Raw genomic sequence first — 13,827 nt, 5'->3', positions numbered from 1 at the left:
TGGTTTCCCCCCAAAAATGAACAGCAAAAAGACGGGTAGCTTGTAAGAACAAAATTGCCAGAACAGACAGAAAAGAAAAAAAGGCCAGCTAATGCTGGCCCAATCTACACACTAGAAGTTATAGGTGGCTTCAACACCTATGATGCGGCCTTTGGACAGCGGCGAAAAAGTACCGCCGGTGGGCACGCCAGAAATTTCGTTCGGCAACTGAGTATCGCCGCCGTGCTTAACATCGTTAAGCAAATTCTTACCATAGATACCAAACTGCCAAGCACCGTCGGCGCTGCTCAGATCGATACCCGCATTAAGAATTTCTTGGTCCAAAATATAGCCAAGATTATCGTCGGTGTAGGCTTGATCATCACGATAGCTGTAGCTGATACGCGAACTCATATAACCCCAATCGCCGATGTCCATATCGTGGTTTATACCTAAGCTGTAAGTGAGCTCCGGCGCACGGGGCAGCTCTAGACCTTCATCGGAGGAGTCGACGACACCATCACGGTTGAGATCCGCTTTCATATCGGTGTACTCAGCGTTGGTGTAGCCCAGGCCCGCGGTAAGAATAATGCTATCCGATACGGAATAGGTGGCGTCTAATTCCAGGCCCATCACGTCAGCATCTGCAGTGTTGCGAACCAATTGCACCACACCAATAGGCCCGGCGTAGTTGACTTCGCGCTGCATATCCGAGACTCGGTTGTAGAAAACGGCGGCGTTGAGGCGGCCTTTTTCGTAGGTCGACTTATAACCCACTTCGAAGGCATCCACGGTTTCTTCATCAAACGGCCCTGGTACATCGGCCGGGTTAAAAGACGTATTCCTTAGGTTATAACCGCCGGACCGGAATCCACGAGTCCAATGAGCGTAAACCTGGGCGTCGTCGGAAAGCAGATAGGTTAATCCCAATTTAGGCGACAGGCTGTTCCAGCTATCGTCGTCATTGAAGTCCGTTGTACATTTGGCTTCGCCTGCCGCTGGTGCCACTAAGTTACACGTCGGCACGCCGATGGAAGCAATATTTTGACTTAACGAGGCAATTCTGGCTTCTTTTTCTTCCTGGGTATAACGCAAGCCAGCGGTCAACGTGAGCATATCGGTGAGCGCATAATCCACCGCCGCGAACACGCCAATGGTTTCCACCTCGTAATAACCACCACCATCAAAGGTGGCCGCCGGCGCAACACCACCCGTGGCAATGCCTAATAATTCACGTCGCTCATGGTACTGCACGTCGTTATTAAAATAATACAGGCCCGTGGTTAAGGTGGTGTTCTCGCCGAAAGTTCCGGAATAGCGCAACTCATTACTGATTTGCTCGGCGTCGGTCCACGACGCAGAGTGAAAAATCCACACCGGCTGAGAATCGATATCACCGAGAGACGTGGTGTATAACTGTCGCCACCCTAGGATATTGGTAATGGTGCCGTCGCCGAAGCCAACATCGATATTGGCTTCAATAGTCACCGCATCGGATTCACTGTTGTAAAACCCCTCTTCGTCAATGGCGAAATCGTGGCTGTCACGATCGAAATTAGCAAAGGTACCCGGCACGCCAGAACCGTTGGTGTGAGATTGAGCGGGGGGGCCATCACTTTCGGTTTCTCCGGTCTCTAATCGGAACACAAATTCGGTATTGCTGGATGGCGTCCACACACCCACCGCGCGCGCCATCTCCTCTCGCACCTCTCCGAAGTCATCGCCAGTGTGTTGATTTTCAAACCAGCCTTCATCATCGTTTACGTATAGAGATAACTTACCGGCGAAGGTATCGGACAAAGGACCAGACACAGAGCCCATAAGATAGCGATTTAGACCACCGTCGCCACCCCCGTCAACCGCTGCACGGACGGAGCCTTCAAATTCATCACCGGGCTTCTTGGTATTGACCAGGATGGCACCGCCAGTCACATTTCTACCAAATAATATCCCTTGCGGGCCACGCAAAACTTCAATGCTTTCGAGATCGAACATATCAAACACTTGGCCGGCGGACACACCAAGATAGACGCCATCGACAAACATACCCACGGTTGGATCTATGGAAATAATGGAGCTGTTGATACCCAAACCACGAATGGAGAAGTTGGCGTAACCTCTGGCGGTACCGGTGTCATCCAAAGACACATTGGGCATACCCACCGAAAGATCCTCCAAATCACGCACCTTTAATGCGTCTAATTGGCCTTCGCCGTAGGCAGAAATCGCCAACGGAACATCCTGTGAATTTTCGTCTCGTTTACGGGCAGTAACCACAACCTCTTCAAGTAGCACGGCAGAAGATCGTGAGTTTTGCTGCGCCTGCGCAGATGGCATTAGTGCGCCAGCAACGCCTGCAGCGAGCAATGTTTTAAATAAGGGATTGCTGAACGATGACTTTAAAGTGGTAAAAGAAAAAACGGGGTGCTGATATAACTTAGGGTTGTGCTGCATGATGCCTCCAATTTTTATTATTATTAAGAACCGCAACAGGGGCCGGACTTACAACTGTCGGTGATCGGCCATTCGGTTGACGGTCACTCAATGTTTTTTGTCGTTATGTGGTTGAGTTGTACGATCAAGTCTATTAGTTACACTAAATTCAACAATGACAATTTCTACCATGTTAACTGGCAAAACTACGCGAGTTAAAAATCGAATAAAAAACGCCGTAAAACACTGATCAAATGCCACTTTCTTCACTATAGACGAAAGACTCTGAGGATTTACGCAGGTGGCGGCGGCACCGTCCAATTCGGACATTTGAGCCGCAAAATTGGTTTCATTTGGTAACAGTTAGGTCGGCAACCACAGCGAATGTTACAGAAAGAAATTGGCAACGGGGATGACAAGCCAGTAGACTGTTCTTACATCACAATATGCGCAGCCACTTAACAAAACTGGCACGCTGCACGCTTAGCACTGTTATAGTCAGCACTGGCCATGGCCCGTTAACGTAATGATGAAGACGCATTCCCCATCAACAGCTGGACAGCACGAAATATTCCAATAGCATGGCAACTGAAGAAATTACGATTCCCGCAAGTTATATCACTACCCTTCTTCATCAAGTGGAGGAAAAGGGCTACAACACCCAGACCTTCCTCGACGAAGTGGGCATCACCAACGAAGACCTAGAACGGCAGCGTTATTTCTCAGCAGTGTTGTACGGTAAGCTCTACCAACGCGTCATTGGTGTGGTACAAGATGAATGGTTTGGCATGCTCAGTGGCGGCAAAATACGCCCTGGGTCCTTTCGATTATTGTGCCTATTGATGGTACAGTGCAGGACCTTACACCAGGTGATTCTGAGGGCGCGAGCATTCGGTAAAATCTGCCGAGGCTTTAAGGTCAGTGAGCAATTGGATATTTTTGAAGACACCGCTCGCGTTACTCTAACCCCCATCGATGACCTTGGCCTGGATGAGTTTAATCAGCTCATTGACTTAGCCGGCCCGGTAAAATTGCGCCATACACTGGCCGGCATGCAACGCCACTGGAGCTGGTTAATTGGCTCAGAGTTACAGCTCACCAAAACCTACTACCCTTTTGCCGAACCTGAAAACGACTGGGAAATGTCCCAATTCAGTTGTGGTGAAGAGATGTTTAACCAGTCTATTGTGGGTTTTGAATTCCCCACCTATTTTCTAGATTATTCCGTCATCCAAACGGAAGATACCCTGGAAGAATTTCTGCGTATGGCGCCTTTCGGCCTGCTAGTCAATGTTGAGAGTGGTAAAACCACCAAGGCTCGGGTAAAAGCCATTCTCAACCAAAATGTCGGCCACACCATGCTGGGGGCGGAAAAAGTGGCTGATAAACTGAACATGTCCGTTACCACCCTGCGCCGCCACCTTCAAATCGAAGGTACGTCGTTCCAACGTTTGAAGGACGAGTGCCGCATGGAAGCAGCGTTCCACTACCTTGCCTGCCCCGATTTAAGCAACCGAGAGATTGCCGACCGCTTGGGTTTTGATGAATTGAGCGTGTTCTTCCGCGCCTTTAAAAAATGGACCGGGGTTACCCCCGGCCAATACCGCGCGGCAGAAGCCTCTAACCGACAACCAGCGAAAGATGCCTAAAGCGAGAGCATTTTCGTCCAGCAATGGCGGTTATAACGTTGTTAGTGCAACATAATAGCGTGACGTAAAACGAGCTTAACATGGGTGGTTTTTAATTCTCGCCTGCAGCCGTCAACACCATAATCAAAGACTCCGATACCAGCGCCGGTTTGTCGCTATTTTCAATGGCGACGGTATTTGCTAAGCGCAGCAAAATACGGCCCGGCTCCTTTTCCTCTACTCCCTGTACTCGGGCATGTAATCGTATACGGTCGGTGCTTCTTACCGGCTGCAAAAAGCGCAGCGCCTCCACACCATAATTAACTAGCGTAACACCCGGCGTAATATGCGGGTTGAGCAGTGGGTAGAGCAAATGCGGCACAATGGATAAGGTCAGTAAACCATGGGCAATGGTGCCGCCGAAGGGGGTCAACGCCGCTACCTCAGGTTTTACATGAATGGCCTGAAAATCCAGAGTGACTTCGGCAAAGGCATCGATACGGGATTGATCCATGGCAAACCAATCACTGATACCTAAGGCCTGCCCGGCTGTTAGCGCCAGGCCGCCTTTTTTGCTGTCTGTGTTGCTATCTGTGTTTCGATCTATGTTTCTATCTATGTTTCTATCTGGGTTTTGATCCATGTTTTTAGCATTATCGCGATTTGTATCGCTGCCATTTGGGCTCACTTAGGCTACCTCGAACAGTCCTGCGGCGCCCATGCCACCACCAACGCACATGGACACAACAACGTATTTCACCCCTCGGCGCTTGCCTTCCAAAAGCGCATGGCCAACTAGCCGAGCGCCGGTCATGCCATAGGGGTGGCCAATGGAAATCGCGCCGCCGCTAACGTTGTAGATTTCTGGGTTGATATTAAGCACATTACGGCAATACAGCGCTTGGCAAGCAAAAGCCTCGTTGAGCTCCCACAGACCGATATCGTCCACCTTTAAACCGTGCTGTTTAAGCAGTTTAGGGATGGCGTAGATCGGCCCTATGCCCATTTCCTCGGGCGCGTTTCCGATCACCGTTATACCACGGTAAATCCCCAGTGGCTGCACGCCATTTTGTTCAGCTAGTTGACGATCCATCAACACGCAAGCGCTGGCGCCATCGGATAACTGGCTGGCATTACCTGCGGTGATCACACCCCCGTCTAGCACCGGCTGGAGATCTCGCAAATTGTCCATCGTGGTTTGCGGCCGGTTGCCTTCATCTTTGGCCAGAGTCACTTCACGGTAGCTGACCTGTTTGGTTTCTTTATCAAAAACCGCTTGGGTAGCATTAATGGGTACAATTTCGTCATCAAAAATACCGGCCGCTTGGGCTGCGGCAGTACGCTGCTGGGATTGTAGCGCGTACTCATCTTGTTGATCACGACTGATGTTGTACTTGTTGGCCACAAACTCAGCCGTTTGCAGCATCGGCATATAAGCATGCTCTGCCTGGGCAATCACGTTGGGATCCTGGGCTCGGCTCGCGGATTCGAAATAGGCTTGCTGTTCGGCGGAGATGTTATCCTGGCCTCCTGCTACAGTAATACGCATTCCGTCAACCACAATTTGCTTGGCAGCGGTGGCAATGGCCATAAGACCAGAGGCGCATTGCCGATCAATGGATTGACCCGCCACGGTTACCGGTAAGCCGGCGGCCAGGGCAGATAAGCGTGCGATATTACCGGCCGCCGTACCAGAATTGAGTACCGAGCCAATCACCACATCGTCAATTTCGTTGGCGTCTACACCCGCCCGTTCTACTGCATGACGAATGGCGTGTGCCTGTAAAGTGGGGGATTTGATATTGTTTAGCGAGCCTTTAAATGCACGGCCGATGGGCGTGCGCGCAGTGGAGACAATCACAGCTTCTTTCATGGAGTAACCCTGTTTCTTGTTTGTTGTTCGCTTGATAGTTGTTCGCGTGGTTCTTTCACATCAATTTTTTTGCTACACGGCGTTGAAGCTTTTGCCGTCGGTTGCCAGCTTTTGCAATAAAGGGGCAGGCTTAAACCAGCGCTCTCCGTACTCACCCAGCTGCTCCTTATATTTATTTAGCGCGTTTAAAACATTGGTTAAACCAATTTCATTGGCGTATTGCATGGGGCCACCGCGCCAAGCTGGGAATCCGTAACCGTTCACATAAATCAGATCGCAGTCGCTTGCCCTGGCGGCAATGCCTTCTTCTAATATCAGAGCCCCCTCGTTGATGAGCGGATACAGGCAACGCTCTAGAACCTCTTGGTCGCTGATCTCGCGCCGGGTGATTCCGTGCTTAAACGCCGCTTGCTCCGCCAAGGTGATTACATCGGGGTTGGCCGATTTATCGCGGCCGTTGTATTGATAAAAGCCGCAGCCAGTCTTTTGGCCGTAGTGACCCAGCTCATATAGGCTATCGACCAGCGCACCGTAACTTGGGTCGCCCTGAGTGACCTCGGGATGGGCTTGGCGTGTGAGGTAGCTAATATCGTTACCAGCCAGGTCGATCATGGAACAAAAGCCCATGGGAAAACCGAATTCAGTCAAAACGCGGTCGATTTGCTCCGGTGTGGCGCCCTCGAGTAAAAGCCGTAGCGCTTCCCGGCCGTAGGGCTCTAGCATGCGGTTGCCCACAAAGCCGAAGCACACGCCCACAACCACAGGTAATTTTTTAATTTTTGCGGCGCATCCCAACACGGTTTTAATCACATCTGGGCTGGTTTTCTCGGCTCGCACTACCTCGAGTAATCGCATGACATTGGCGGGGCTGAAAAAGTGTAAACCGATGACATCTTGTGGCCGGCTGGTGGCTTCGGCTATCTCGTTTACGTCTAAGGTCGAGGTATTAGTGGCCAGAATTGCACCTGGTTTACAGCATTCATCCAAGGTTTTGAACACTGCTTTTTTGACGTCCATTTTTTCGAACACAGCCTCAATCACCAAGTCTGCATCCTGAATATCGCTGTACTGGGTGGAGGTGGTTAGCAAACCCATGCGCTGCTCCACCTGCTGGCCAGTTAATTTGCCTTTCTTGGCGGTGATTTCGTAATTCTTACGAATTACGCCAACGCCCCGCTCCAGAGCTTGGGCATTCAAATCCAACATGGTGGTAGCGAAACCGGCATTTAAAAAATTCATCACAATGCCGCCACCCATGGTACCGGAACCAATAACGGCGACTTTTTTCACGGGCCGTGCCTGGGTATCCTTGGCCACGCCGGGCACCTTACCTGCGGCGCGCTCGGCAAAGAACAAATGTTGTTGTGCACGAGCCTGGGGTGTATTAATACACTCCAAGAACAGCTCGCCCTCTTTCTTTAACCCATCCACTAAGGGCAACACGCAGGCCGCCTCAACGGCTTGAATACATCGCTCTGGCGCGTAAAAACCGCGGGTTTTACGCTCAATACTTTTACGGAACTCAGCGAAGTAATCCGACGGTAATGACTCCCTATCTACGGGCATATCCGCACAATTTAAAGCCGGGGCTTGCTGGGCAAGCAATTGTTCAGCGTAATTGGTGGCCGCGGTGATAACGTCCTCACCTTCTTTTACCACCAAGTCAACAAAGCCCAACTGTTGGGCTTGCTGGGCCGATACTGGCGTTCCACTGACGATCATTTGCAATGCGTTAGCGATGCCCGCCAAGCGAGGCAGACGTTGAGTACCGCCTGCACCCGGCAATATGCCTAGGTGAACCTCCGGCAGACCCAATTTAGCTTTGTTTGTGGCAACGCGATAATCACAAGCCAAGGCCAGCTCCAAGCCGCCACCCAGAGCAAGACCATCAATGGCTGCAATAACGGGTTTGGAACTGGCATCAATTTGGTTAAACACCTGAGGTAGTAATGGCTTATCGGCAAAGGTGCCGGCGGAGAATTCTGCAATGTCAGCGCCGCCGCAAAAAGGCCCAATGTTTGAGCCAACAACAATGGCTTTAATAGTGTTATCCTGGCTGGCTTGCGCAAAGCCATCGCTTAAGCCCTGACGAACAGCCTGCCCCAAGCCATTGACCGGCGCCGAATTCAATAACAGATAGGCGATCTGCCCTTGCGTTTTATAGATAACCGAGTCTGACATACGTACTCCTAAGTAGCCTTTGGCTGTTTTTATTTCGTTGTTTTTATCGAGCTGTTTTTAACCAACTGTTGCTATAGAGCAGAGCTAAGCACCTTGATTTAGTTGCCGGCGAACCAGTGCGGATCCATATCCAATGCGCTGCTGTCAAAGCGCTGCAACAAACGCGCTTGGTGTTCTACCTCTGGTAACTCGCGCAGCAGGTAAAAGCGCGCGGTTTGCAATTTACCGCGATAAAACCATTGATCCTCTTGGTGGGGGTTGCCCGCCAATGCACGGCAAGCAATATCGGCCTGCTGTAACCACACCCAGGCCATTACTACGCGCCCAAACATATCCAAATACACGCTGGCGTTAGCCAAGGTTTTGTTGGTCTCTGTCGCTAAATGAGCGCACAACACTTGTGTGGTGGTTTGCAGTGTTTCCAGCGCCTCGGCCAACTGTTCGCAGGGTTCGGCCAACTGATCATGTTTGCGAGCAGCAGCCAAACACGTTTGAATTTTTATCAGCAATAATTTTAAGCCTTCGCCGTTTTGGCTAATGACTTTTCGGCCCAAGAGATCTAACGCCTGTATGCCCTCGGTGCCTTCGTGAATGGGGTTTAAACGCTGATCACGATACAACTGCTCAACCGGGTATTCGCGAATGTAGCCGGCTCCACCGTAAATTTGTATCGCCAGTTCATTGGCTTTTAAGCCGTAGCGGGATGGCCAGGATTTCACCACCGGCGTCAGCAAATCCAATAACAGGTGCGCTTCGAGGCGAGCGCTTTTGCTATCCGCGGTTTGGCTGTCCTCAAACAGTGAACTGGCAATGAAACACAGCGCCAGACTACCTTCGGCATAGGCTTTTTGCGCCAGTAGCATGGCCCTTACATCGGCATGCTCGATAATATTTACCTGTTTACTCTGGGCAGATTTTTGATCCGGCAAGCGTCCTTGAGGGCGCCCCTTGGCGTAATCCAGTGCGGCATTAAATCCTTGATAAGCAATGGTCGCAGCACCGGTACCCACAGCAATACGCGCTTCATTCATCATCTGAAACATGTAAGTTATGCCATGGTGGGGTTCACCCACCAAATAACCCACTGCACCGTCTTGTTCACCAAACGACAGCACTGTCGAAGTAGTATTACGGTAACCCATTTTATGAAGCAGGCCGGCCAGGGCCACATCGTTACGCGGGCCTAAACTACCGTCATCGTTAACCAAAAATTTGGGCACAATAAATAACGAAATACCTTTCACCCCGGCCGGCGCACCTTTTATTCGCGCCAAAACCATGTGAATAATATTGTCGGTAAAGTTTTGATCGCCGCCGGAGATATACATTTTTTGGCCATGAATACGATAGCTGCCATCTTCGTGGGCTGTAGCCGTGGTGGTGATGTCGGCCAAGGACGACCCTTGGGCTGGTTCGGTTAACGCCATAGTGCCGCTGAACCGACCTTCCCGCATGGGGGGTAAAAACAATTGCTGCTGTTGCTCGCTGCCAAAGCTGTCTATGAGATTGGCTGCCCCCACACTGAGCATGGAATAGCCACTGGTGGCGGTGTTGGCGGCACTAAAATAAGCGTTGGCGGCCCGGACAATGATTTCCGGCAACTGCATACCGCCAGCGTCCATATCGCAGTGTGCCGATAAAAATCCTGCCTCAGCGTACTGCTGCCAAGCTACCTTGGTTTCGGGAATCATCTCTACCTTGCCGTCAACGAACCTGGGCTCATGAGCGTCACCCTTGGCATTGTGGTTGGCAAAGTATTTCTCGGCCAGCTTGTGGGCCGTATCCAAAACCGCATTGAATACTTCTTTAGAGTGCTCTTGGTAGCGTGGCCGAGACAACAGCGATTCAGTATCCAGCAACTCGTAGAGCAGAAAATTTATATCGCGTTCGTTTAACAGCGGTATCGACATAGACGGCCCCAAACCTATATTTTTATTGTTATCAAAACCCCAGCGGTTATTAAAAAAACATCGGGGCATGACGTCTGGTAGATGCCTTATCTACTGCGTGAGTCGCGCAACGCCACTCAGATAAGGCAAGATTATTGTAGACCGGTGCAAAATACGCTCAATTACAAATACCGCCATAAGCGCTTACATAAGCCACCAAGTGCCGGTAGCCTTTGGCAGTCATCAGTAGTAGGAGCGCCCAGAAGGCGAGAGCGCAGTTAGAGCGCCTTGAGGAGATGCAGGGAATGCGTGGGATGGGTTAATGCGTCTAAGCCACCTTCGAGATACACCACAGGTGACCTTGCTGTGGAACTAGCGGGCAATCTGCCGAGCAACCACTGGCAACGTTTACCGGTTTGGCAGAGTAAAATAAGCGGTTGAGAAACCTGCCCAGCAAACCAAGATTCAAAGTCTGACAACGGGATGTTTATACCGCCGGCGTTATGCTCTTGGTATTCCGCCGGGCTGCGAATGTCAGCCAATTTTGCATTGGGGTGCTGCTCTATAAAGGTTTTAATCTGCGACGCAGTGATGGCTCTGGGTTGGGCAGATTCATCACAGCGGTGGGAATGTAACTGGAAGTATTCTTGCTGGCCGGAGCATATTAGGCACTGCCGCGACTTTGCCAGGCCAATCGTCTGCAAGCTGTAATCGTTACCGCTGAATCTAACTAACTGATTGCATGTTTGCTCGCAGCAGAGCATCTGTATCGCCATTAGCGCCTGCAGATTACCCACAATGCCGGGTAAAACCCCAAGCACACCTGCTTGGTTACAATTGGGCACTTCGCTAACGTTGGGATACAAACACCGAAAACAACTTAACCTGGTGTTAAAGCTGGCCACCTGCCCGGCAAAACCCAACACGCTGGCGTAGACCCAATTCTTTTTATAAAAATGCGCCACATCGTTAATTAAATACCGAGTGGTAAAGTTATCGGTGCAATCTAAAATTAAATCCGCCGAGGCTATAAGCGTTTCTGCCAGGGGTAAATCCAAATGGCGATCTATTGCCGTGATCTGAACCTGCGAATTCAATTGCTGTAATTTCTGTTTGGCAACGTCGGCTTTGTTAGCACCGATGCTGGCTTCATCAAACAATATCTGCCGCTGCAGGTTACTTAATGCAATGTCATCACCGTCCAGCAAGGTAATATTGCCAACACCCGCGGCCGTCAGATATTGTGCCACTGCGCAACCAAGCCCACCAAGCCCAACGATTAGTACACGGGCTTCACCTAGGCTTTGTTGGCCTGCCTCACCAAAGCCGGGTAGCTGAATTTGCCGCAGGTAACGTCGCTGAATGTGCTTATCCGACGGTAAGGGTTGATTCGCCATGATATTTATTACTGCGCCACTGAGTCTTCGGTTTTGGTAATTGCCGGTTGCGATAAAACAGATTTTTGCAAGCAGGCATTACCGGGCATCATCGCCATTAATTGACGGGTGGCTTGCTCTGGGTTTTGCGCCGCAGTTATTTCACTGATTAACGCCACGCCAGAAACGCCGGTGGCAGCCACGGCGCTTAAATTACTTTGCTTAATACCACCAATGGCCACCAGGGTCTGGCCGGGTAAGGATTGGCTCCAATAACGTAACCCTGCCAGACCGTGGGGCACCCACGGCATCGCCTTAGTTTGGGTTGCAAACACAGGCCCACACGCCAAATACGACGGCCGAAGGGTTTTGCCACGAGCCATTTCCCAGTGGCAATGGTTACTCACCCCCAAGCGAAGTCCGGCTTGGGCAATAGCCACTAAATCGGCGCTGGCGATATCTTCTTGCCCTAGGTGTACTCCGTAGGCACCGGCGGCAATGGCCTCTTGCCAATAATCATTGATAAACAAACGGCAACGGTAGTGCTTGGCCAAAGCCACCGCAGTTTGAATCTCTTGTTTGAGGGCTTGCCCCTGTAAATGTTTAACCCGCAATTGCGCCGTGGTGATACCCAACGGGAGAAGTCGCTTTAACCATTCGCTACTGTCTACGATGGGATAGAGACCAAGGGTCTCGGCCTGGTTACCACCAACACACGTAGCAAAGGGCTGCGACGGCATTGCTTGCGATAGTCTGTGATCAATTAATTTTGGCCAGTGGCTTTGGGGGAATTCTGTTGGACGTAAACAACCGACCGACGTATCAACACCGGCGGCGTTTTTAAGCCCGGCTTGCATGGCCATTTTGGCAATCACTAATGCGTCACGGGTTTCGTAACCTAACGCCTTGGCGCTGGCAATAAACGTAGACAGCGCGCAGCCTGTGCCGCGGGTATTTTGAGTTCCAACTTTTGCATGGCACAAACTAAACTGTAAACCAGCCCCCCGGCAGTAGTCCGAGGCGTAATCCCCCAACAGATGGCCGCCTTTTATCACCACCCACGGCAAAGCACTCGCATCCCGTGCGCTAGCACCTTGGCTCAATGCCAGCTGCAATTTGCACGCAGCAACCACCACGCCTCCCCTGCCTAAGCGGAACCCCAACAACTGCTCCACCTCTGGGATATTGACCGTAAGCACATCGACTAACGGTAATAATTCACTGTGCATGGCTGCTAACATTTGCGCAGAATAATTAACCTTACCGCTGGTGGTGGCCAGCACAGGGTCAAAAATAATGGGGCAATCCAGCCCGCGCAGGCAATGGGCAACGGCAGTAATTTGCTCAACGCTTGCGAGCAAGCCTATTTTTACCGCTCGCGGCTTCAGTACCAAGGCGGCTTTTATTTGGCTGACCAAAGCTTCACTGCTCACAGCGTTGGTAGCCAAAAAAGCATCCGAGTTTTGCGCGGTTGTGGCGGTAATGGCGCTACAAGCGTGCACACCCATGGCGGCAGCGCAACGCTGGTCCATTTGATTGCCGGCAAGCCCTGCACTGTCGCTGGCCGAAATAGTCAATAGAGCAGGCCAATAGGGTTGAGGTGCAGTGTACGAATGGGTATCAATCATTTGGCTGCCACCGTGGCCTGATGCCAGAACGGCTGGCCAATGACTGGCGTGCTGGCTACGGCCATTTCTCGTTGGGCCATTTGCCCTGCCATAAAGGCCAGGCGGCCAGCCTGCGTGGCCAATTTAAACGCTTGCGCCATGGCTACCGGGTCACCGGCGTTAGCCACCGCGGTATTCAGTAGCACAGCATCGTAACCCAACTCCAAGGCTCTTGCCGCATGGGAAGGCGCACCGATACCGGCATCAACGACTAAATTGATGTCTGGTAATCGTTGCCGTATCAACGTTAGAGCCCGCTCATTAACCAAACCCCGGCCCGAGCCAATGGGCGCACCCCAGGGCATAATCACCTTGCAGCCGGCGTCGACTAAGCGCTGGCACAAAATCAAATCGTCGTTGCAATAAGGAAACACCTCAAAACCTTGTTGAATTAATTCCCGGCAGGCAGTCAACAGCTCGAACGGATCCGGTTGTAAGGTATGTTGATCCCCAATAACCTCCAATTTAATCCAGTGAGTGCCAAATAACTCGCGGGCCATTTGCGCGGTGGTAATCGCCTCCTTAGCGCTGGTACAGCCGGCGGTGTTGGGTAGAATTTTTTTATTGAGTGTTTTCAACTGCTGCCAAAAGCCGTTGCCTGTACTGCTCTGCATTTGCCGGCGTAGGGATACCGTAATGACATCCGTGCCGGACGCCGTTACCGCATCGCTTAATACCTGCGGCGACGGGTATTGCGCCGTCCCCAAAAACAATCGGCTGTTTAGGCTCTCGCCCAGTAATTGCCACATTGCTTATAACTCCTTTGAGTTTTGTTACCCACCAAAAATATTCGCTCTGCCC

At 51.2% G+C, this 13,827-nt stretch carries 9 protein-coding genes; 1 reads left to right on the top strand and 8 read right to left on the bottom strand.

Annotation, left to right across the window (positions count from 1 at the left end; genetic code table 11):
* Positions 1 to 111 precede the first annotated feature (111 nt).
* Positions 112 to 2,316 carry a TonB-dependent receptor domain-containing protein gene (locus tag ACGHM3_RS05730; protein ID WP_345421410.1) on the bottom strand — a complete coding sequence of 735 codons (2,205 nt, stop codon included), beginning with the start codon at positions 2,314 to 2,316 and terminating at the stop codon, positions 112 to 114.
* 677 nt (positions 2,317 to 2,993) lie between these two features.
* Here ACGHM3_RS05730 and ACGHM3_RS05725 point away from each other — a divergent pair.
* The gene (locus ACGHM3_RS05725; RefSeq protein WP_345421414.1) at positions 2,994 to 4,061 is read left to right on the top strand and encodes a helix-turn-helix domain-containing protein; all 1,068 of its coding nucleotides are present in this window, start codon (positions 2,994 to 2,996) and stop codon (positions 4,059 to 4,061) included.
* A gap of 91 nt (positions 4,062 to 4,152) precedes the next feature.
* On the opposite strand, the gene ACGHM3_RS05720 is transcribed toward ACGHM3_RS05725, so the two are convergent.
* The 7 genes from ACGHM3_RS05720 to ACGHM3_RS05690 all read right to left on the bottom strand — a co-directional run bounded on the left by ACGHM3_RS05720 (position 4,153) and on the right by ACGHM3_RS05690 (position 13,775).
* On the bottom strand, positions 4,153 to 4,728 hold the full coding sequence (locus ACGHM3_RS05720; protein ID WP_345421417.1) for a MaoC family dehydratase: 576 nt from the start codon (positions 4,726 to 4,728) through the stop codon (positions 4,153 to 4,155).
* The gene (locus ACGHM3_RS05715; protein WP_345421420.1) at positions 4,729 to 5,913 is read right to left on the bottom strand and encodes an acetyl-CoA C-acyltransferase; all 1,185 of its coding nucleotides are present in this window, start codon (positions 5,911 to 5,913) and stop codon (positions 4,729 to 4,731) included.
* 72 nt (positions 5,914 to 5,985) lie between these two features.
* Complete coding sequence (locus ACGHM3_RS05710) at positions 5,986 to 8,094, bottom strand: 3-hydroxyacyl-CoA dehydrogenase NAD-binding domain-containing protein (RefSeq protein ID WP_345421423.1); 2,109 nt, start codon at positions 8,092 to 8,094, stop codon at positions 5,986 to 5,988.
* 98 nt (positions 8,095 to 8,192) lie between these two features.
* Positions 8,193 to 10,004, bottom strand: a complete 1,812-nt coding sequence (locus tag ACGHM3_RS05705) for an acyl-CoA dehydrogenase (RefSeq protein ID WP_345421426.1) — start codon at positions 10,002 to 10,004, stop codon at positions 8,193 to 8,195.
* Between the two features lie 257 nt (positions 10,005 to 10,261).
* Entirely contained in the window at positions 10,262 to 11,380 is a 1,119-nt protein-coding gene (locus ACGHM3_RS05700; RefSeq protein ID WP_345421429.1) for a ThiF family adenylyltransferase, read from the bottom strand.
* 8 nt (positions 11,381 to 11,388) lie between these two features.
* Positions 11,389 to 12,987: a thiamine phosphate synthase gene (gene thiE, locus ACGHM3_RS05695; protein WP_345421432.1), complete on the bottom strand. Its 1,599-nt coding sequence runs from the start codon at positions 12,985 to 12,987 to the stop codon at positions 11,389 to 11,391.
* On the bottom strand, positions 12,984 to 13,775 hold the full coding sequence (locus ACGHM3_RS05690) for a thiazole synthase (RefSeq protein ID WP_345421435.1): 792 nt from the start codon (positions 13,773 to 13,775) through the stop codon (positions 12,984 to 12,986). Before ACGHM3_RS05690 ends, thiE begins: the two co-directional genes overlap by 4 nt.
* Between the last annotated feature and the right edge of the window lie 52 nt (positions 13,776 to 13,827).

Source organism: Halioxenophilus aromaticivorans, from assembly GCF_042850945.1.
GTDB classification, from domain to species: Bacteria; Pseudomonadota; Gammaproteobacteria; order Pseudomonadales; family Cellvibrionaceae; genus Halioxenophilus; species Halioxenophilus aromaticivorans.
This window is presented reverse-complemented; position numbering and strand designations above follow the sequence as displayed.